This is a genomic window from Roseivirga misakiensis, from assembly GCF_001747105.1.
Classification (GTDB): Bacteria; Bacteroidota; Bacteroidia; order Cytophagales; family Cyclobacteriaceae; genus Roseivirga; species Roseivirga misakiensis.
Genome location: NZ_MDGQ01000003.1, coordinates 191,809 through 212,426, shown reverse-complemented (window position 1 = coordinate 212,426; position 20,618 = coordinate 191,809). Strand labels below are relative to the sequence as shown.

The 20,618-nt window shown below is 39.2% G+C and carries 20 protein-coding genes and 1 tRNA gene; 13 read left to right on the top strand and 8 right to left on the bottom strand.

Annotation, left to right across the window (positions count from 1 at the left end; translation table 11 throughout):
- Positions 1-12 precede the first annotated feature (12 nt).
- Positions 13-1,806, bottom strand: a complete 1,794-nt coding sequence (locus tag BFP71_RS01235; protein WP_069833639.1) for an ABC transporter ATP-binding protein — start codon at positions 1,804-1,806, stop codon at positions 13-15.
- Between the two features lie 149 nt (positions 1,807-1,955).
- Here BFP71_RS01235 and BFP71_RS01230 point away from each other — a divergent pair, with 149 nt between their 5' ends.
- The 7 genes from BFP71_RS01230 (at position 1,956) to coaE (ending at position 7,068) form a co-directional block, all read left to right on the top strand.
- A complete protein-coding gene (locus tag BFP71_RS01230) occupies positions 1,956-3,059 on the top strand; it encodes a Glu/Leu/Phe/Val dehydrogenase dimerization domain-containing protein (RefSeq protein ID WP_069833638.1) in 1,104 nt (367 codons plus the stop codon).
- Positions 3,060-3,124: 65 nt separating this feature from the next.
- Positions 3,125-4,303 carry a transcription antitermination factor NusB gene (gene nusB / locus BFP71_RS01225; protein ID WP_069833637.1) on the top strand — a complete coding sequence of 393 codons (1,179 nt, stop codon included), beginning with the start codon at positions 3,125-3,127 and terminating at the stop codon, positions 4,301-4,303.
- A 3-nt stretch (positions 4,304-4,306) separates the two neighbouring features.
- Positions 4,307-4,612 (top strand): YtxH domain-containing protein, encoded by a 306-nt coding sequence (locus BFP71_RS01220; protein ID WP_069833636.1) that lies wholly within the window; start codon positions 4,307-4,309, stop codon positions 4,610-4,612.
- Between the two features lie 11 nt (positions 4,613-4,623).
- Positions 4,624-5,157, top strand: coding sequence for a DUF1573 domain-containing protein (locus BFP71_RS01215; protein ID WP_069833635.1), 534 nt, complete (start codon positions 4,624-4,626; stop codon positions 5,155-5,157).
- A 9-nt stretch (positions 5,158-5,166) separates the two neighbouring features.
- Positions 5,167-5,490, top strand: a complete 324-nt coding sequence (yajC, locus tag BFP71_RS01210; protein ID WP_069833634.1) for a preprotein translocase subunit YajC — start codon at positions 5,167-5,169, stop codon at positions 5,488-5,490.
- Positions 5,491-5,495: 5 nt separating this feature from the next.
- A complete protein-coding gene (locus tag BFP71_RS01205) occupies positions 5,496-6,470 on the top strand; it encodes a YbbR-like domain-containing protein (protein ID WP_069833633.1) in 975 nt (324 codons plus the stop codon).
- On the top strand, positions 6,463-7,068 hold the full coding sequence (coaE, locus tag BFP71_RS01200; protein WP_069833632.1) for a dephospho-CoA kinase: 606 nt from the start codon (positions 6,463-6,465) through the stop codon (positions 7,066-7,068). Before BFP71_RS01205 ends, coaE begins: the two co-directional genes overlap by 8 nt.
- Here coaE and BFP71_RS01195 read toward each other — a convergent pair.
- Positions 7,061-7,318 (bottom strand): hypothetical protein, encoded by a 258-nt coding sequence (locus BFP71_RS01195; RefSeq protein ID WP_069833631.1) that lies wholly within the window; start codon positions 7,316-7,318, stop codon positions 7,061-7,063. The genes coaE and BFP71_RS01195 overlap by 8 nt on opposite strands.
- Positions 7,319-7,495: 177 nt before the next feature.
- Here BFP71_RS01195 and BFP71_RS01190 point away from each other — a divergent pair, with 177 nt between their 5' ends.
- The 3 genes from BFP71_RS01190 to BFP71_RS01180 all read left to right on the top strand — a co-directional run bounded on the left by BFP71_RS01190 (position 7,496) and on the right by BFP71_RS01180 (position 10,114).
- Positions 7,496-8,278, top strand: a complete 783-nt coding sequence (locus tag BFP71_RS01190) for a pentapeptide repeat-containing protein (RefSeq protein ID WP_069833630.1) — start codon at positions 7,496-7,498, stop codon at positions 8,276-8,278.
- 217 nt (positions 8,279-8,495) lie between these two features.
- Complete coding sequence (locus BFP71_RS01185) at positions 8,496-8,687, top strand: hypothetical protein (RefSeq protein WP_069833629.1); 192 nt, start codon at positions 8,496-8,498, stop codon at positions 8,685-8,687.
- Between the two features lie 104 nt (positions 8,688-8,791).
- Complete coding sequence (locus BFP71_RS01180) at positions 8,792-10,114, top strand: tetratricopeptide repeat protein (protein WP_069833628.1); 1,323 nt, start codon at positions 8,792-8,794, stop codon at positions 10,112-10,114.
- On the opposite strand, the gene BFP71_RS01175 is transcribed toward BFP71_RS01180, so the two are convergent.
- The 4 genes from BFP71_RS01175 to BFP71_RS01160 form a co-directional block, all read right to left on the bottom strand.
- A complete protein-coding gene (locus BFP71_RS01175) occupies positions 10,111-10,443 on the bottom strand; it encodes a hypothetical protein (protein WP_069833627.1) in 333 nt (110 codons plus the stop codon). The two genes, BFP71_RS01180 and BFP71_RS01175, sit on opposite strands and share 4 nt — an antisense overlap.
- A 69-nt stretch (positions 10,444-10,512) precedes the next feature.
- Positions 10,513-10,908, bottom strand: a complete 396-nt coding sequence (locus BFP71_RS01170) for a hypothetical protein (RefSeq protein ID WP_069833626.1) — start codon at positions 10,906-10,908, stop codon at positions 10,513-10,515.
- 252 nt (positions 10,909-11,160) lie between these two features.
- Positions 11,161-11,234 (bottom strand) — tRNA-His (locus BFP71_RS01165).
- Between the two features lie 77 nt (positions 11,235-11,311).
- Complete coding sequence (locus BFP71_RS01160) at positions 11,312-12,649, bottom strand: dihydroorotase (protein WP_069833625.1); 1,338 nt, start codon at positions 12,647-12,649, stop codon at positions 11,312-11,314.
- Positions 12,650-12,714: 65 nt separating this feature from the next.
- Here BFP71_RS01160 and BFP71_RS01155 point away from each other — a divergent pair, with 65 nt between their 5' ends.
- Together BFP71_RS01155 and BFP71_RS01150 are read left to right on the top strand one after the other, a co-directional pair.
- Positions 12,715-14,037 carry a DEAD/DEAH box helicase gene (locus BFP71_RS01155; protein ID WP_069833624.1) on the top strand — a complete coding sequence of 441 codons (1,323 nt, stop codon included), beginning with the start codon at positions 12,715-12,717 and terminating at the stop codon, positions 14,035-14,037.
- A gap of 72 nt (positions 14,038-14,109) precedes the next feature.
- Positions 14,110-14,988, top strand: a complete 879-nt coding sequence (locus tag BFP71_RS01150) for a DUF4097 family beta strand repeat-containing protein (protein ID WP_069833623.1) — start codon at positions 14,110-14,112, stop codon at positions 14,986-14,988.
- A 21-nt stretch (positions 14,989-15,009) separates the two neighbouring features.
- Here the strand turns inward: BFP71_RS01150 and BFP71_RS01145 are convergent, their stop codons facing one another.
- Together BFP71_RS01145 and BFP71_RS01140 are read right to left on the bottom strand one after the other, a co-directional pair.
- A complete protein-coding gene (locus BFP71_RS01145; RefSeq protein ID WP_069833622.1) occupies positions 15,010-15,924 on the bottom strand; it encodes a hypothetical protein in 915 nt (304 codons plus the stop codon).
- A gap of 70 nt (positions 15,925-15,994) precedes the next feature.
- Positions 15,995-17,470 (bottom strand): M28 family peptidase, encoded by a 1,476-nt coding sequence (locus BFP71_RS01140; RefSeq protein ID WP_069833621.1) that lies wholly within the window; start codon positions 17,468-17,470, stop codon positions 15,995-15,997.
- Positions 17,471-17,652: 182 nt separating this feature from the next.
- On the opposite strand from BFP71_RS01140, the gene gcvP reads away from it, so the two are divergent.
- The gene (gene gcvP / locus BFP71_RS01135; RefSeq protein ID WP_069833620.1) at positions 17,653-20,550 is read left to right on the top strand and encodes an aminomethyl-transferring glycine dehydrogenase; all 2,898 of its coding nucleotides are present in this window, start codon (positions 17,653-17,655) and stop codon (positions 20,548-20,550) included.
- Positions 20,551-20,618 lie beyond the last annotated feature (68 nt).

The window sequence follows — 20,618 nt, the reverse complement described above, 5'->3', positions numbered from 1 at the left end:
CCTTAAAGCAGGCTACTGAATTTCGCTAGATTCTTCTTGCTTCAACTGCTTTTCGTAAAGCTCCTTATAAACGCCGTCTTTGGCCAGTAGAGACTCATTCGTACCCTGTTCTATAATTCTTCCCTCGTCCAGAACGATGATTTTGTCGGCTAGTTTGGCAGAAGAAACTCTATGCGAAATTATAACAGTGGTACGCCCTTTCATTAGACTAGAAAGGCTATTGAGAATGGTGTTTTCAGTATTTGTATCAACTGCCGAAAGTGCATCGTCAAGAATCAGGATATTCGGGTTCCGTACGATAGCTCTGGCGATGGAAGTGCGTTGTTTTTGGCCTCCAGAAAGCGTAATTCCTCTTTCACCAAGCATTGTCTCAAAGCCTTTTGGGAAATCGATTATGTTATCATACAAATCCGCATCTTTGGCCGCTTTGAAAACTTCATCTTCCGAAATATTACTATTACCGAAGGCAATGTTATTTCGAATGCTATCTGAGAAAAGGAAAAGGTCTTGCGGTACATAGCCCATTTGACTTCTCAAATTCGGGATATCGTACTTCTTGATATCATTGTCGTCAACAGATACAGTTCCTTCAGTCGTATCATAAAGTCTAAGCATCAAATTGGCAATAGTACTCTTCCCAGAGCCCGTAGTACCGATAATAGCGATCGATTGACCGGCTTTTACATCAAATGACACATTTTTTAGCGCCTCAATTCCAGAGTCTGGATAAGTGAAACTCACATTGTCGAAAATTAGATCACCTGCAATGTCTTTTTTAAGGTCGTCAGTTGATTGTATGTCGTTCTTTTCTTTTAAGAATTCATTAATTCTCTTTTGCGATGCTGCTGCACGTTGGTTAATACTAGTGATCCACCCCAAGGCAGTCACAGGCCAAGTGAGCATGTTCACATAAATGACAAACTCCGCAATGTTCCCGTAAGTGATTTCTCCATTGATCACTTTATTGCCGCCAATATAAATTGTGAGAATTACGCTTAGGCCAATTAGGGCCATGATAAGCGGGAAGAACAAGGCATTCACAAAAGTCAATCTAAGCGATCGGTACTTGTAAGTTTCACTGGCATTTTCGAATTGCTGCGTGGAATCCGCTTCACGAACAAAAGCTTTTAATACTCGAATACCAGAAAAGGCTTCTTGAACACCTGTAGAAAGATCTGACAAACTTTCTTGAATCTTTTCAGATCGCTTATTAATAATATTATTCACGAAGTAGATGCTAATAGAAAGCACAGGTAATGGCAGCAAAGCATAGAAAGTTAATTCAGGGTTTACCCTTAACATTTGATAAATCACCAAAGGAAAAAGCACCAGCAAGTTTATCCCATACATAATACCGGGCCCTAAATACATTCTTACACGACTTACATCCTCCGATATTCTATTCATTAAATCACCGGTATTATTCCGCCTGTAGAAACTTAAAGGTAGATTTTGATACTGTTCAAAAATCTCATTTTTGAGGTCGAACTCTATCTTTCTAGACATAACGATAATGGTTTGTCTGACTAGAAAGAGGAAAAATCCACGGAGTAAAGCCATTAAAATCATCAGCGCACCGAGCACGAGTACACCCATCTCAAGTTGATCGAATAAGTCGGTGCCCAATGTACCTCCTTCAAAAAGTCGATAGAGTGCGAAACTGTCCGTAACGTAGTCTATGGCATAGCGCACAACTTTAGCTGGCCATACGGCAAAATAGTTTGAAATGACCAAGAATATAAAACCCAAGATGAGCAGGTGTTTATACTTGAACAAGTACTTATTAAGGTGCCGGAGTTCTTTCACGTTGTAGTTAACATAAACAACCTGATAAAGGTTGCCGAGCCTATTTTATTCTTTAGAATATGTCGATTTATTAATTAGTTTTGCGGACTGTCAAACCGACTATTTTAGCCGAACTTGACAAATATAAAGTAAACTGTAATACGAACGTAATGGAAGAAGTTGATGTGACCGAAAAAACCGGAACCATATCCATCTTTGAGCAAGCATCTAAGATGGGGCATGAGCAGATAGTATACTGCCATGATGAAGCAACCGGTCTTAAAGCAATAATTGGCATTCATAACACTGTTCTAGGACCTGCGCTTGGAGGAACGCGATTCTGGAACTATGCTACTGAAGAAGAAGCCGTTATTGATGTTTTAAGACTTTCTCGAGGCATGACCTATAAGGCTGCTGTTTCGGGTCTAAATTTAGGAGGGGGTAAAGCCGTAATTATTGGCGATGTCCACAAACTAAAAAATGAAGCATTTCTAAGGAGGTTCGGAAAGTTTGTGAACAGTCTTGGTGGTCGGTACATCACCGCTGAGGACATGAACATGAAGACCAGCGACATGGAGCATATTGGCATGGAAACTAAGCATGTTACCGGGCTTCCAGTTGATATGGGTGGCAGCGGTGACCCATCACCAGTTACGGCTTATGGAGTTTACATGGGTATGAAAGCTGCCGCCAAAAAAGCGTTTGGAACAGATAGCCTAGCAGGTAAGAAAATATCTGTCCAGGGTGTTGGTCAAGTTGGTATGTATTTGGTAGATCATTTAGCCAAAGAAGGTGCTCAAATTTCAATTACCGATATCAACCAAGAGCGTCTGGCTAAAGTATCTAAAGACTCAGGTGCTACAGTTGTGAGTATGGATGAGATCTATGATTTAGACGTAGATATTTATGCGCCATGCGCCATGGGTGCCACCGTGAATGACGATACGCTTAAAAGATTAAAAGCTAAAGTAATTGCTGGAGCTGCAAATAATCAGCTTGCTGACGAAGTTCGTCATGGGCAAATGATCTTAGATGCAGGTTTAGTCTATGCTCCAGATTTTGTGATTAACGCTGGAGGTATCATTAACATATCATCAGAATTAGCAGGCGCTTACAATAAGCAGCAGGCTTATTCTTGGACAGAAAAAATCTACGATACGACGCATAATATTTTCACATTAGCAGACGCAGAAGGAATTCCTACGCAAGATGCTGCAATGAAATTGGCCGAAAAACGTATTGAAGACATAGGAAGAGTAAAACTTTCCATGTAATATTAGGTGAGCAGTTGGAAAAGCTGCTCACTACTAGTTAATTTTAAGTTCTTATACTTTTTGCAATGCTCAACAGGAGATCATTAAGAGTCAAAGCTATGCAAGCGATGTTTGCATACAGTCAATGTAAAGAAGCTAATTACCACATTGGCTTAGCTGAAATAGACAAAATCTTCGAACCGGACCTCAATTCGATGGAGGTTCAGGATAAAGAACTCCTAAAATCTAATAGTAATCAGGCCAAAGCAGTTTTATCTGAAAAGGTAAACGGGACACCACTACCCGAAGCGCTGACTATCTCGGCCGAAGCCCAAAAGGCGGCTAACGCAGTGCATAAAGAGTATCTCAATAATTCTAAAAAAGACTTTACTGGGTTAAGAAAAGAAATGATCCTTGACGCTGAGTCTTTGGTCGATCGTTTTCTATGGGTGATGAGCCTTTTGGTGAGTTGGTCTGATTTAAGCAAAAGCGAAGCCGATAAAAAGCAAAAGATTTCGCCAGAGAAGATTCTGGTTGGAGACTACAATCTGTACCAAAATAAAGTACTCGATTTCTTCCGTAAATCTTCCAAGGTCAAGGTGGGGCTGGTAAAAAAAGATATTACCTGGGAAGGTGAAGAAGATCACCTTAAAAGTTGGTACAAGGATATTATCAAAAGAGACGAATCGTTCAACACTTACCGAAGAACTGCCAACCCTAGTTTTGAACAAGACCATCAGATCATCGATCACTTGATCAAACAGATTATTTTCAAGGAAGAGGTTATTCTCTCATATTTTGAAGAGAAAGATATCCATTGGAAAGAGAATAAAGCCATCGTTAGAAGCTTGGTTGCACGATCGGTAAGGGATGTGGAAGCAGATTCAGACCCAAAGGACTTTACACTGCCTGACTTTTCAAATAACTGGGAAGAGGATAAAGAGTTCTTCGAAAAAATATTTGACACAACTATTGAGCACGATCAGGAGTATAGTAAAATGATTGCTGCTAAAACAAAGAACTGGGAAGTTGATCGTTTAGCAAATACTGATCAAATTATACTTAAAATGGCCATTTCGGAGATGATGAATTTTAGAAACATCCCTGTTAAGGTGACCATTAATGAGTATATTGAGCTCTCAAAAAATTACAGTACGCCTAAGAGTAAGCAATTTGTCAACGGCATTTTGGATGTAATCTCAGGTGAATTAAAAGAGAGTGGAAAAATGAAAAAGTCCGGAAGAGGACTGTTAGATAATAAATAGGATATGAGTAAAGGGTCAAGTAGTTTATTGGCATTTGTTATTGGTGCGGCAACAGGTACTATTTTAGGTATTTTGTATGCACCGGATAAGGGATCTAATACAAGAGATAAGTTGACTTATCAGTTAGATAAGTATAAGAAACAGTTGGAAGTTCTATTGGAAGATCTAATTAATGGAAAAGTGGAGATTTCTTCCACCGCGAAAGAAGAAGGACAGAAAGTAGTTTCTGAGGCGCGTCAAAAGGCTGAAAAGCTATTGAGCGATGTGGATGACCTAATTGGTCAAATCAAATCAGGAGATTCAGAATAAAAATTAAAACTATGAAAACGAAATTAACATTACTTGTAGCATTGGTTTTTGGTGCCATGTTGACAAGCTGCAGTAACGATGCAGAATTGGAAAAGAGAATCGCCAATTTAGAGCGAAGAATAAACCAATTGGAAAATGGTGGTGTGGTTAGAAATGCTACTACTCCAACTCCAGCTACGACTGCTTCTCAGTCAGTAGAGACTAATTTAACAGCGAATGCTGCCTTTAAATGGGATAATACTATCTACAACTTTGGTACAATTAAACAAGGTGAAGTTGTGAATTACACCTTTAAGTTTACCAACAATGGCACTGAAGATTTGAAAATTCAGAGTACTTCAGCATCATGTGGATGTACTGTACCTCAGCATACAAAAACTCCAATACCTCCAGGCGGAAGAGGAGAGATTGTTGTAAGGTTTGATAGTAAGACAAAAACAGGACAGCAAAGTCCAGTAATTACTGTAGTGGCTAACACTAGTCCAAGACAATCGAGATTAAGCTTAAGAGGATTTGTTCAGGTGAACGCTGCTCCTCAACCGTAATATATATAAATGATCTATTCAATTTTTTTACAAGCCGAAGCAGCACCACAGGGAAATGGTATGCTTTCACAATTATTGCTATTTGGCGGTATCGCCTTGGTATTTTACTTCTTTATGATTCGTCCGCAACAAAAAAAGCAGAAGGATCAAAAGAAATTTATCAGCGAAATTAGTAAAGGAGATGCGGTAGTAACCATCGGTGGTATCCACGGAAAGGTATTTGCTTCTGATGAAGAAACCGTAACACTTGAAGTTGATAAAAGCACAAAAATAAAATTTGAGAGGTCAGCAATATCTCTTGAGGCTAGTAAACGTGAAGCAGGCAAAGCCTAATTCAATTGAGAAGTGCAGAAGATATAATTGAAAAATTAAAAAGGTCTTTTCAGACACCAAGTAGAAAAGACGAAAGGTTTAAGGTGGTAGTTGTGTGCATAGTCATATCTACCACCTTTTGGTTTTTTAGTGCTCTTAATAAATCGGACTACATAAGCCAAATCAATTACCCTGTCGAAATAGTATTTGATGATCAAAACTATATCGCTACTTCCGAGCTACCAGATAGAATACCAATTGAAGTCACTGGTGGTGGCTGGGATTTAATGACAAGATCGTTTGGGTTCAACATGAACCCGATTCAAATCAGGTTGACAGACCCTGACGCATCCAATCACATCTTAACCTCATCTTTAAGAGGTCAGTTAACTCCAGGTTTAGATCCGGTGATAGTGAACTATATATTAGAAGATTCGCTACGCTTCGATATTCAAAAAAGAGCATCAAGAGAGTTCGAGCTTATTCTTGATCCTGAATCGATTAATCTAGATGCTGATTTTAGGCTTGCCTCATCGGTCACTCTAAACCCTAGTTCTGTTACCTGGACTGGTCCAGAGAGATTAATTAATGCTATGGATCGGGTGATTTATGTAAATGCTGGGCTAGACAATATTGATGAGGATGTGATCGAAACAGTCGATATTCCAGAAACGCCAGAGTTTTTTACTTCTGATACTGAAAGTGTAGAATTGAGTTTTGAGGTAGTCAGACTGATGGATATTGAAGCAGACCTAACGGTTGAGCTCATAAATTTCCCTGATTCGTTATGGGAAGTGATACCACCAAGCATCAAGGTCCGGTATAGAATAGAAGAAACTAAATTCGATGTTGCAGATACTTTGAGTATTCGCCTTGTGGCCGATTATCAGTCATTAAACCCGAGTGACTCATCCATACAAGTTCAGGCTATTTCAAGCCAAGATTATATCGAAGAATTGAGGCTTTCAACCCAAGCAGTCAAAGGCCAGAAGAATGACTAAACCATTATTAATCGGAGTTACGGGAGGTATTGGATCTGGAAAAAGCACTGTTTGTCGAATTTTTCAAGCCATGGGAGTGCCCGTGTATTATGCCGATGATCGCGGGAAGTTTTTAATGAGCAATGATGAAGGCCTGATTCAGGAAATAAAAAAGGAGTTTGGTGAAGAAAGCTATGATGAGAATGGTGCCTTGAATCGAGAATATTTAGCCAAGACGGTGTTTGCCGATACTGATCGCCTTAAAGTGCTCAATTCTTTTGTTCATCCCGCAGTCGCTCGAGACTTTGAAACATGGGTCAATATAAATTCTGACCACCCTTATTTACTGAAAGAAGCCGCCTTGTTGTATGAAATTGGTTCCTACAAAGAGTTAGACAAGACAATTTGTGTAATGGCTCCAAAAAAGGTAAGAATTGAAAGAGTATTATTGCGAGATATCCAGCGGAAAAAGGAACAAGTCGAGCAAATTATGAGCAAACAAACCGATGACGCGACTCGGAGAAATCTTGCAGACTATCAGGTTTCAAATAAAGGCGATTTGCTACTTATACCGCAAGTCTTAAATATCCACGAGGAACTACTGAATTCAGTTAGCTAGCCAAGGATTTTATCTTAATCTGATCGGCATAGAATTTCATTCTTGTATGCTGATAATCCATCAATTGAATTTTCTCCACCAAATCAAGTTTGTGATTGTAGAAAACTTCTATGTACTGATTCTTATAAATGTAAAGGTTGACTTTATAACCGTAGTAACGAATAGATACGACGAAAGTCCCTTCTAGGTAAAGTTCTCTAGCTTGTTGAACTATGGGCTGTTTAAAGAAAGAATCTTCAATTTTCAACATAAATGAAGATAGTCATTTTCAATAAAAAAACGGATATGACGTCTTAAATGATATAAACTAAAAAAATACCTAAAACTGGGTATTGATTTGGAAGTGGATGGGCTCTATTATGCAATGAAATAGAGTTGCGCATTTTGGGTGTCATTATTGTGGGGGTCTATTTATTAAATCAGGCTCATGCGTAGAATCAACCAAAAACAATTCTTAAGGATCATTAAGGGTGAAGATCTGGAATTTAGAATTAGCCCATTCCCTTTCAAATTGAATGAACCGCTTATCATTCGAGAAGCTCATTTACCTTACGATTTATTTTTCCAAGATTGTAAACTAGATAGCCTGAAGTTTATCAATTGTAAGTTCTCTGGGGATTTGAAGTTAGAGCGCACACAGATTAAATCGATGACTTTTGAGTCATGCCAGCTTCATGATTTTAAAATTAATGAGACTGATATTTCTTCGTTGGAAATAAAAAACGGTTGTGAGTTCAAAAGCCTAGCGATTGGTGATAGTGCCATCGATAAAATCGAAGTGACAGATAACCCTATTTACGAACTTATCCATCTTGGCTGTGGCAATAGTATTAAAACATGCTATCTCCTTAACAATGGAGATGTAAGTCGTAATTCATTTTCCACGAAAGTATTCTTGTGCCCAGAGCGTTTTGATTTTATTGAAATCGATGGAGTTATTACAGATTTACTTCATGTAGGTACTTTTGGCGAATATGCTCAATTGAAGTTCAAAGATATTCATGCTGAGATTGTGCTGATAGAAGGATGTAATTCAGATTTGTCTAAAGTGAACTTTGAAAATATTAGTCCTCTAGATAAAGAGGCAAGTGCGCTGCATTTTGTAAACACGGCCTATGATCAAGAATTGTTTGGCGAGAAAGCCTTTAGAGATTATAGCCTTACTAAAATTCACCATGATACTGTTAACATAGAGGAACTCTTCTCCTAATCATGGCTCCATAAATTGAGAGGGATGTCTGGATTACCAAATTATTCTCAATTGAACTATAATTATTTAAAATTTAACTTGTCGAATAGGACCCTCTCAGTATTTTCTTTCATAATTCGCATATCCTTTTAAAAGCACGACTTTCCGATTAATTGTAGCCGATCAGTAAAGTGGATTCAATATATTGTTCCCCTCAATCAAAAAAAAATCGACTATTATGAAAAAGACAGTGTTTTTATTATTCGCCCTTTCAGTTTTAACTTTTGGATGTGCAGACAACTCTGAGGATACAATTCCAGATCCAGTAGTACCTGAAGTTAACTTAGACAATGAAAAAAGCAGTACCGAACCGGTAACGCAAACTTCTAAGAAAGACGCGAAGAGAAAAGTTACTCGAATCAGAGGATAATTCTCAAAAACTATTAGGTGTAAAAAAGGGGAAATGTTTGAATCATTTCACCTTTTTTAATTACTTTCAAGGTCAACAACGCTTTGAAAAACAGTTGTTTATAGATGTTGAAAGTAGTTTACACACTGATTTTTATTTTTTGCACCCAGCTTTTTGTAGTTGGTCAGGAAAATAGTGCCGATGATCTACTGAATGATGCGCTCGGTATTATGAGCGAAGACCCAGAAGAAGCCATCGATTTGACCATGCGAGCGTTTAAACTTGCTGGAAAAAATGGTGATAGCTACGGTATGATATCTGCCAAAAGTGTAATGGGTGATATCAGTATGCAAGAAGGTGATTTCGAGGCTGCTTACATCAACTTCTCAGATGCACTAGAATACTTAGAAAAATCAGACACGGTTGACGTTTACAACCGTATGCTCATTCTGAGCAACTTAGCCGAAATTAAATCTGTTTATGGCGATCATGGCGGTGCGGCGGACCTTTACGGCTTATCCAATAAAGCTGCGATGGAATATGTCCAGAATTATTCAGATATCGCCGAGGAATACGACGAGCTAAATGTTTCTGTGGAAATTCTCTACAATCAGGCGCAGGAATTAAAATTAGATGGTAGGTACCTTGAAGCAGGAGATATACTCTTGAAGCTTTGGGAAGACTCTGAATTTGAGAAAGATACTATTCTATTGGCCAAAGTTGTGAATGAACTTGGCATGATCCGAAAGGAAAATAAGCAGTACAACGATGCACTAGAATTCTTTGCTATATCGGCTTTTGGTGATGGTGTTGAAGAATATATTCAAGCTATTGCGATGCACAACTTAGCCGAGACCTACATGGAACAAGGCGATTTCGTTAAGGCCGAAAAGTACTATGGGGAAGCCTTAGAAAAGAAAATGATCCATTCAAGTGAATCATCACAGTTTAGAACTCTACTAGGCCAAGGAGAATTATTTTTCAAAAAAGGTGATGTGAACCTCGCCATAGAAAAGTGGGAAACAGCTTTGACTACTTATGACAAGGTCGAAAGCTATCCTGATCTATTTGTTGTCTATGATTGGCTTCAAAAAGCCTATCTGAAGACAGATTTGCAAAAAGCTTCAGTTTATGGAGATTTATATAGCGGTCATATCAAAGAATGGATGAAAATTCAGAGCAGCCAAAGAAATAATGCACCAACCTTACAGGCTTTCAATACCAAAATAGACACCATTCTTGCAGATCGTCAGTTGAAGGCAGAAAGGCTGGCATTATTGAAGAGGTATTGGCCATTTGGTGTAGTTGCCTTATTACTAATCCTATTGCTTGTTTACACCGTACAAGTTAGCTTTAATAGGAGGAGAGAACGTTTGCTAGAGGAAAGCTTAAAGTTAGATAGAGCATCTGTGGCAGATGAAATCCTGAATAGAATAAGAAGAGACTAAGCTTCTTTATTGCCCTCCACGTACAATTCGTATAATTCTTGAATACCTGTTCTGAGTCTGTGGTTTTCTTCCAGCGCGTCTAATTCTGTATCGCTTAGTTCCCGCTTAATAGGACCTTGGTTTAAGATAAACCAATGGATATTTATTTCAGGATATGCTCTAAGGATCCCTTGAATAGCATCATAACCAGGCTTAGTGTTTTCACGCAAATAGGCATCAACTGTTGGTGCCTTTAACGATACCTTTCGAGCAAAAGCGGCAGTATTACCGTTTTCGAAATGCTCAATTATCCATTTTATTTTCTTTCCAGGATGTTGGTCGAGGTCCATTACTCTAAGATAAAATAATTTGACTTATCACTTCACCTACAGGCAAAGAGATTCAACTTTCTAAAATGATTATGATTCTTCAATTAGCTCTATAAGCGCCGTTACTTGATGGCTTACGGCAGAACTTATCTCCCCTTGCTCTATTTTAGTTGCGTATAAAACAAGGCTATCCCATCTTTCCATACACTTTTCGCGAATAGATTCAAGAATCGCTTTTAAAGCGATAGAATCAGTGGCTCTTAGTTCTGCTTCCAATAGTTGAAAGACGAACTCGAGGTTATCATCGTAAAACTTGTCATCAGCCAGCTTGCATAGGCTATCAGCTAAGTCGCCATTTAAGTGTTTTGTGTAATCGGAATCTAGTTTATTTAAAGTAGGCTGTGTGTTTTTGTCATCGAACTTATTGTTTTTCAATTCCAAATCGTTTGTATTTCCTGCTATAAAAAGTCTCCTTAATTGGAGCATGATCAAATTAGCTTAAATCTATGGAAAGGGATTAACCATTTACAAAAATTGTTAGCTGTTCAAATGAAGTAGAGCATGGCTTATTTTATGATTATTTACGAAATGACCATTCATTTTTTTGTTAAGTATTCTGGAATATTTCCCACGTACAAATAAAGTTTATCATTCGGGTGATAAACATGCCTTAAAAAAAGTCAGGATTTTTGGGGGACATAAAAAAAGAGCTACCTAAAAAGGTAACTCTTTAAAAAGGGTGGATGATGGGATTCGAACCCACGACCCTCGGTACCACAAACCGATGCTCTAACCAACTGAGCTACAACCACCGTGTACCCTACAGCTTTGGAAGGGTGTGCAAAAGTAAATGATCACATTTAAATTGCAAAAGAGTAAATACTAAATTTTATCTGTCAAATCTAAGACGGCTACCTGTACCAACTTCAAGTATAGTGCCATTGTCATAAACAACTTTACCGTTTACGATTGTCTGACTTACTGTTGATTTAAAAGTATGGCCTTCAAATGGCGACCACTGACATTTATAGAGTAAGTTTTCCTTATTCACGGCATACTCAGTTTTCAGATCAACAATAGCTAAATCAGCATGAAAACCTTCTTTCAAGTATCCTCTATTTTGGATGTCAAATAAATCAGCAACCGCATGAGAGGTCTTTTCCACAATCTTTTCTAGGCTTATTTTGCCTTGGTGATTCATATCTAATAATGCAGGTAAACAGTGCTGAACTAATGGGCCTCCGGAAGGCGCTGAAAAATATGAGTTTTGCTTTTCTTCTAATGTATGTGGTGCATGATCAGTTGCGATTACATCGATTTTATTATCAATGACAGCTTGTAGAATAGCGTCTCTGTCGGTTGATTTTTTAACCGCTGGATTCCATTTGATGAGCGTTCCTTTTTCAGCATAATCTTCTTCTGAAAACCACAAGTGATGTACACATGCTTCAGAAGTAATCTTTTTGTCCTTTAAAGGAATATGATTATCGAAAAGTGCTAATTCTTTCGCAGTCGAAATGTGAAGAATGTGAAGTCTAGCACCGTTCTTTCTAGCTAAATCAACTGCGAAAGAAGAAGAAGCATAACAAGCTTCCTCGTCACGAATGATCGGGTGCATTGCAATTGGTACATCTTCTCCGTACTGCTCTTTTGCTTTTTGAATGTTCCTTTGAATAACTTCCTCAGATTCACAATGCGTGGCGATCAGGGTAGGTGAATTAGCAAAAATGCCTTCAAGCGTCTTTTGGTTATCTACCAACATATTTCCTGTTGAAGAACCCATGAACACCTTAACACCACAAACACTTTTTGGGTCAGTTTTTAGAACCTCATCCAAGTTGTCATTAGATGCACCCATAAAGAAGCTATAATTAGCAATACTACTTTGGGCAGCAATGTCATATTTATCTTGGAGCAGTTCCTGAGTTAGGGTGTTCGGAACAGTATTGGGCATTTCCATAAAGGAGGTAATCCCACCTGCAACCGCCGCTCTAGACTCGGTGTAAATTTCTGCTTTATGAGTAAGCCCTGGCTGTCTGAAATGAACTTGATCATCAATCAAACCTGGTATAATTACTTTACCACTTGCGTCTATGACTTGATCAGCCTGTTTGTGCTGTAAATCTTTGCCAATGGTATGTATTAGGTCGTTTTCGATGTAAATATCAGCTTCAAAAACTTGATTCTCATTGACGAGTGTTCCGTTAAGTATCAGGATGGAGGACATAATGATTTTATTTTGCAGAGTGTTTCACGTAATTGCGCCGTAAAGCAAGCACGAATCCAACAAAAATGGCAGTAGAAATTCAAAATTTTGAGGAACTTCGATTAAATCGGCAAATTTTGAATGCGATCGGTGAGCTTGGTTTTACAAAGCCGACAGAAATTCAGCAGAAAGCTATCCCGATCGCGTTAGCAGGACATGATCTTCTTGGCATTGCTCAAACAGGTACGGGTAAAACTTTAGCATTTGCTACTCCGCTGATTATGAAGGTAAAATATGCACAGGGTGATCATCCGCGCGCATTAATTCTTGCACCTACACGAGAATTAGTCATTCAAATCTCCAATCATTTTACGGCCCTAGCTAAGTATACGGACCTGAGAATTGTCACTTTATACGGAGGTTTAGGCCCCAAGCAACAACTTGAAGCATTGGAAAAAGGCGCTGATATTTTGATCAGTACACCAGGTCGTTTTTTAGATCTCTATAAAAAAGGAGGTATATATCCACGAGGAATTAAGACATTGATTCTTGATGAAGCGGATAAAATGATGGATATGGGGTTTATGCCTCAAATCAGGAATATCCTTGAACTTATTCCAACAAAACGCCAAAACATGCTCTTTTCAGCAACCATGCACGATAAAGTGGTTCGGCTGACAGAAGAGTTTCTAGAATATCCAGAGCGTATAGAAGTGGCACCGCAAGCGACTGTTGCTCAAACGATAGATCAGTTCCTATATGAGGTACCAAATTTTAAGACTAAGCTTAATCTATTAAGTCATTTCTTGGGCGATGATAAATTTGAGCGAGTCATAGTTTTCGTAAAGACTAAGACAGTAGCAGACAATATCGCACACTTTTTAGAGAGAAAATCTTTTGGTCTTATCAGGGTGATTCATGCCAATAAAGGTCAAAACTCTAGAATCAATGCGATGGATGAGTTCAAGGAAGGACATGTTCGCGTTTTAGTTTCCACCGATGTTACGGCAAGAGGAATGGATGTTTCCATGGTAAGTCATGTCATCAATTTCGATTTACCGGTGGTTTATGAGGATTATGTGCACAGAATTGGGCGAACTGGTCGGGCTGAGCAAGAAGGCGTTGCCATTACGTTTGCCAATGAATTAGAAATGCACCATGTACCAAAAATTGAGGCATTGATCAATGAAGAAATCCCACGAACAAAGATTCCTGCCGAGGTAACCATTGAAAAAACACCTTTTGCTGAACAACAAGAGATTAATAAAACACTAGATAATATTCGAAAGAAAGCCGACCCTAATTTCAAAGGCGCTTTTCATGAGAAGAAAAAGAGTTTTGGTAAAACTGATAAGAGTCATAGGTGGTCGGGAGATAAAAGAGGTAAGTCTAAAAGAAAAAGGCGTTAATCGATCAGTTGGTCAAAAACCTAAGGAATTCATATCTTGGTGTTGTCAAAAATTTTTAAACAACAAATACTTATGAAGATCAAGGCACTATTTACAAGTTTACTCATAATCAGTTTAGGGTTGACGCAAATGTCAGCCCAAGAGAATTCTGAATTCAATTTAGATCGCTATTATAAGCTCGCTGCTGATGGAACTGTGCATTTAAATACCTCCGATGCCAATATAAAAATCACTGGGTCCGATCGATCGGATGTACACCTAGATGTCCAAAGGAAAGAAACCGTTAGAGGGATTCGGTCAAGAAAATCAAATTTTGATATGGAAGTTGAAGAGCGCGGCGGCGATCTATATATTAATGAGCGAACGGGTAGAGGAGGAGTGACTTTTCAGATTGGTTCAAGAAGGATTGATTATGAGATAGAAATTGAAATGCCAATGACTGGTTCACTTAGAATCAAAGGTGATGACGATGATTACGTCATTCGCAGCGTTAATGGAGATATCTCGATTAAAACAGATGATGGAGATATTGATTTATTGGACTGTACGGGTGATGATTTTGATATCGAGATAGAAGATGGCGACCTAAAAATGGATGGCGGTAAAGGCGCTATTTATGTAAAAATCGATGACGGCGATATTGATATTAGAAACGGTAGTTTCGACCGTATGGAACTGGATGCAGAAGATGGAAGTGTTTCGGTAGAAACTTCTCTTTCAGATAGAGGAGATTATGAGTTAGTTGCTGACGATGCTAATGTAGACTTTGTAGTGCTTGGTGGTGGCGGTGAGTTTAATGTTTCTAAAGATGATGGGAGAATATCTGCTTCATCGGCTTATGATACTGTTCAGGAATCAGAAAGACGTTCAAGATTTGAATTGAAAGGTGGAGAAGCGAGAGTAGAGATTCGAATTGAGGATGGTAGAGTAAGACTTTCTACCAGTAAATGACCTGAAGGACCATTGAAAAAATTATGACGCTGATTCTGCTAGGATCAGCGTTTCTTCATTTTTATCCCAACGCCAAGCCGATATATCTGCTCCACCTAGAAAATAGTTTCGTGAGATTAGTTGAGAATCGATTTGGGTAGGTAATTCAAGTTTATCGAAATCTTTGAAGATAGGCGCCATCCTATTCAAGATGTTGATGTATTGTAAATCTCCAAAACCCTGATGGGTTTGCCACCGCAACATTTTACCGATTAGTTTCATTTTATCGGATTCTCCAGCTTGGATAAAAATGATGAACTGTTCCTCAATTTCGGTGAGTCCAGTTTGTAAAGATGGGAACCTTCTAAAGTGACTTTCTAGCGCATTGGGCAAATAAGGAAATTCGCCAAACGGCATCAAGATATAGTTATACAAGTCGTCTGGAGAATCTGAGGTATAGACTTCGTAGACATCAGTAGCATAGTCAAATTCTCTTGAGCCAAGTTTTAATCGATTTTCAAAGACTGTTTTATATGTTTCTGGCGATATTTCCCCAAGGGCATAAAGCTTTCCTGAGTCGTCAATGTCGCCAACACAAACTAGCGAAGCAGTGCCCTGAAAAGAAGTCTTTCCTAACCAATGGATCAAAGCTATCATATTGATTTGGCAGAATAAGTCATATTCAAACCATAGAGTGATCTCAGTATACTGATTGAGCGATTCTGTTAAGTTTTCAAAAGGCCGTCTAACTTCTTTGTCATACATACCAGTCGAAATGTCAAACTCATTTGACATGAATGCATCACGCTGTACCCAGAACTTTTCGCTATTAAAATCGGAGTCAACAGGTCCATTACTCAGCACCTCTTTCCAGACAAAAGTATCTCCTTCAATACCTGAGTCTTTGAAGATATTTAAGGTGCTATCACCGTTTAGAATATGCAGATTCTTATCCATAAGCGTAAAAAAAGAGGCTACTCTAAAGTAGCCTCAAAATCGTGTTAATCACAAACGTAAATAGATTCTATTATCTATTGTACTCCATGTCGTCAGTTCTGTCAATAGGAGTTCTGTCATTTCTATTGGCCAAAATCCAAGCAGTATGGAATACGAGTTGGGCTCTTTTTGCCATGACATCAAACTCAATTTTATCTACAGTATCCGTAGGCCTGTGATAATCAGCATGTACACCATTAAAATAGAAAATGATCGGAATGCCTTTCTTAGCGAAGTTGTAGTGATCAGATCTATAGTAAAAACGGTTAGTGTCATTAGGGTCATCGTAACGATAATCCAAGTTCAAGCCAGTATACGTGATATTTGCGTACTCAGAAATGATTTTCAAATGGCTTGATAATTTTTCAGAACCGATCGCGTAGACATAGTCTCTATCATTTTCGTGATCAGGATCAACTCTACCGATCATGTCAATATTAAGATTGTTCACTGTCTTTTCGATAGGGAAAAGTGGATTGTCGGCATAGTAAGCAGATCCTAATAGACCTTTTTCCTCACCAGTTACATTTAAGAAAAGAATACTTCTTCTTGGTCTATTTCCCTCTTTGGCTGCTTGAGCAAATGCTTCAGCGATTTCCATTACACCAGTAGTACCAGAACCATCATCGTCAGCACCATTGTTGATGACTGATCCATCTTCGTTCTGACCAATGTGGTCATAGTGAGAAGAAATAACAAGAACTTCGTCTTTTAGATCAGTCCCCTCTAGGAAGGCCACCATGTTTTCAGTTTCTAGTTCAACGACTTTTTCTTTTACCTGAAAGCGAACCGTCCTTGCTTTAATGCTAGCAGGAGAATCCATGTTAGCATCAAGTTTTTCAACAGAAGTATTCAGTAATTCTGAACCCATCTTCTTAGTGATGTAAAAAATAACACTCTCGTTTCCGTTGAGCTCCTTATTAAACCTTAATCTACTTTTAAGTCTAAATCTAGCCTGACGTGGCATGGTTTGCATGAACTGCTCATCATTTCCACTCATTATAAAAATTGCTTTGGCACCTGAATCTCTGAGCTTACCGAGCGTCTCTCTTGATGCCCCAGTAATCATCACACCTTTGCCTTCAACATCCATATTATCGATGTCCGATCCATTACCAATAAACATAGTTGGCAACTTCATTTCCTTGGCCATATTGGCACTTCCAGCGAAAATAAAGTCAACACCGTTCTTTTTCTTTCCGCCTTTACCTTTGATGTAAACATCAGACCAATCGGACTGGTACATACTGAATTTTTGACGATAAGTACCGTCAGCAGGGCCTTGTAGGCCGATCTCTTTGTAGAAGTTTTCCAAGAACGCAGAAGCTTTCTTTTGTCCTTCAGTTCCAGTTTCTCTACCGCCAAACTCATCAGAAGCCAAAACGGTTAGTTTTTCTCTCATTTGCTCTGGCGTAATGGTACTAGCGTATTTGACAGATGCGTCCTGCGCAGCCACGCTAAAACCGAGAGCCATTAGTCCCAAAAAGGATACCTTTAATTTCCTCATTTTATAAACAATTTGTTATCACAGTTTTTTAAGTGCTTAAAGCTAAACAATATTTTAAAAGTCAGCCAAAATCTTATTCGGACGGACGGCTTTTTTGAGTGGATATGTAAGGAAATCAACCCTTTGTAACTTACATTTGTGCAACTTTTGGAAGAGGAAATAACAATCAAGGAAATTCGAAAATGACAAAAATCGATATAACACAAGCCCCTAAATTTGAGGATCGTCATAATAGCCCTCAAGCGTCAGAAATAGATTCTATGCTCAAGGTTATCGGTGCCGATAGTTTAGATACTTTAATCAGCGAAACGGTTCCTGCAAATATTAGAATGCAAGGCGAAATGAACCTGCCTGCTGCTAAATCAGAATTCCAATTTTTGAATGATTTAAAACAAACGGCTTCCAAGAATAAGCTGTTTAAATCATACATAGGAATGGGCTACTATGGTACAGTTGTACCAGGTGTTATTCAAAGAAATATTTTAGAAAATCCTGGGTGGTACACTGCTTATACGCCTTACCAAGCCGAGATTGCTCAAGGAAGACTCGAGGCACTAATCAACTTCCAAACATTGGTAATCGACTTGACGGGTATGCCGATCGCTAATGCATCACTTTTGGATGAGTCAACTGCAGCGGCGGAGGCCATGACCATGTTCGCAGGCCTAAGAAAGAAGGATAAGAAGAAGGCTAACAAGTTTTTTGTTGACCAAAATACTTTCCCACAAACCCTCGATGTACTTAAAACTAGAGCTATTCCAGTAGGGATCGAATTGGAGATAGGGGATATCAATAAAGTTGACCTTACAGACCCGAATTTATATGGAGTTTTATATCAATATCCAGGAGGCGATGGAAATGTCAAAGACTTTACGGCATTCACTGCGTCGGCAAAAGAGCAAAATGTATTTGTAGTAGCTGCTGCCGATTTAATGTCTCTTACACTACTAACCCCTCCAGGTGAAATGGGAGCAGATGCAGTAGTTGGTACAACCCAGCGCTTTGGCGTTCCAATGGGCTTTGGTGGACCACACGCTGCTTATTTTGCCACTTTAGAAGCTTACAAAAGACAAATCCCTGGTAGAATCATCGGTGTTTCGGTAGACAGCCATGGAAATAAAGCATACCGAATGGCGCTCCAGACACGTGAGCAACACATTAGAAGAGAAAAAGCGACATCGAACATTTGTACTGCTCAAGTACTATTAGGTGTCATGGCCGGAATGTACGGGGTTTATCATGGGCCAAAAGGATTGACGGCAATTGCGCAAAAAATACATGCATCCGCCAAATTACTAGCTAATGCGTTGACCGAAATGGGCATTGAGCAGTTAAACGACGTTTTCTTCGATACTATACAAGTCAAGACAGATGCAGCTGACGAGCTAAGGAGAATTGCAGAATCAAAAGAAGTCAATTTCAGATATTTCGATAATGGAAATGTTGGTATTTCGGTAGATGAAACTACTAATTTGAATGACCTTGAAGTCATACTAGACATCTTTTCGGAGGCTACTGGAAAGTCCAAAAGCGGGAATTTAGCAGCATTAGCGACGGAAGTAGCAATTGATTTTCCTGAAACCTTAAAAAGAACAAGTGACTTTTTAACGCATCCGGTTTTCAATCAATATCACTCGGAGCATGAAATGCTACGCTACATCAAGCGGTTAGAAAACAAAGATTTATCGCTGGTACACTCAATGATCTCTCTGGGTTCATGTACTATGAAATTGAACGCCACAGCCGAAATGGTACCCGTTACCTGGCCAGAGTTCGGTAATATTCACCCATTTGCGCCAGCGGATCAAACCCAAGGTTATCAGCAAATGTTCAAGGAGTTAGTCACCTGGCTATCTGAAATAACTGGGTTCGCAGATGTTTCCTTACAACCAAACTCAGGAGCACAAGGAGAGTACGCTGGTTTGATGGTAATTAGAGCATATCATCAAAGTCGCGGAGATCATCATAGAGATGTAGCGATTATCCCTACTTCTGCACACGGTACAAATCCAGCTTCTGCGGTGATGGCAGGAATGAAAGTTGTACTCGTCAAGTGTGATGAAAAAGGTAATATTGATCTTAATGATTTAAAAGATAAAGCCGAGTCGCATAGCGAGAATTTAGCAGCCTTAATGGTTACTTACCCTTCGACACATGGTGTATTCGAAGAGGGAATCAAAGATATCTGCGATCTGATCCATCAGCATGGTGGTCAGGTCTATATGGATGGAGCCAATATGAACGCACAAGTGGGATTAACTAGCCCTGGTTTGATAGGGGCCGATGTTTGTCACTTAAACCTTCACAAAACCTTCTGTATTCCTCACGGTGGAGGAGGCCCTGGCATGGGTCCAATCGGAGTAGGAGCACATTTAGCACCATTTTTACCCGGTAGCCCTGTCGTGAAAGCTGGGGGTGAGCAGGCAATCACAGCCATTTCAGGAGCAGCCTGGGGTAGCGCGAGTATCCTGACAATCTCTTATGCCTATATAGCTATGATGGGAGCTGAAGGGCTGACCAATGCTACAAAAATTGCCATTCTAAATGCCAACTACATTAAAGCAAAACTAGAACAAGAATTTCCAATTCTTTATACAGGAACAAATGGAAGATGTGCCCATGAAATGATTGTCGACTGCCGAGAATTTAAATCTGTTGGTATTGAGGTGGAAGATATCGCTAAGCGATTGATGGATTACGGCTTCCACGCACCGACCGTTTCTTTCCCGGTAGCGGGCACAGTAATGATTGAACCGACAGAATCTGAGTCCCAAGCTGAATTAGATCGTTTCTGCGATGCGATGCTTAGCATTCGAGCTGAAATAGCAGAAATTGCGAATGGAGAAGCTGAGGTTGGTAACAACGTATTGACAAATGCACCGCATACTGCTGGTCTGGCACTCTCAGAAAATTGGGATAAGCCATACGGAAGAGAAAAAGCGGTTTACCCAGCACCTTACGTTAGACAATCTAAATTCTGGCCGACAGTTGGTCGAATAGATTCGGCTTATGGGGACAGAAACTTAATGTGTAGTTGTATTCCTGTTTCGGATTATGCCGAGGAAGAGGCTATGGCATAACAAAAGCTATTAGAAACCAAAAGCCCAAGGTGTGAAAACCTTGGGTTTTTTTGTTTTGTGTTTTATGG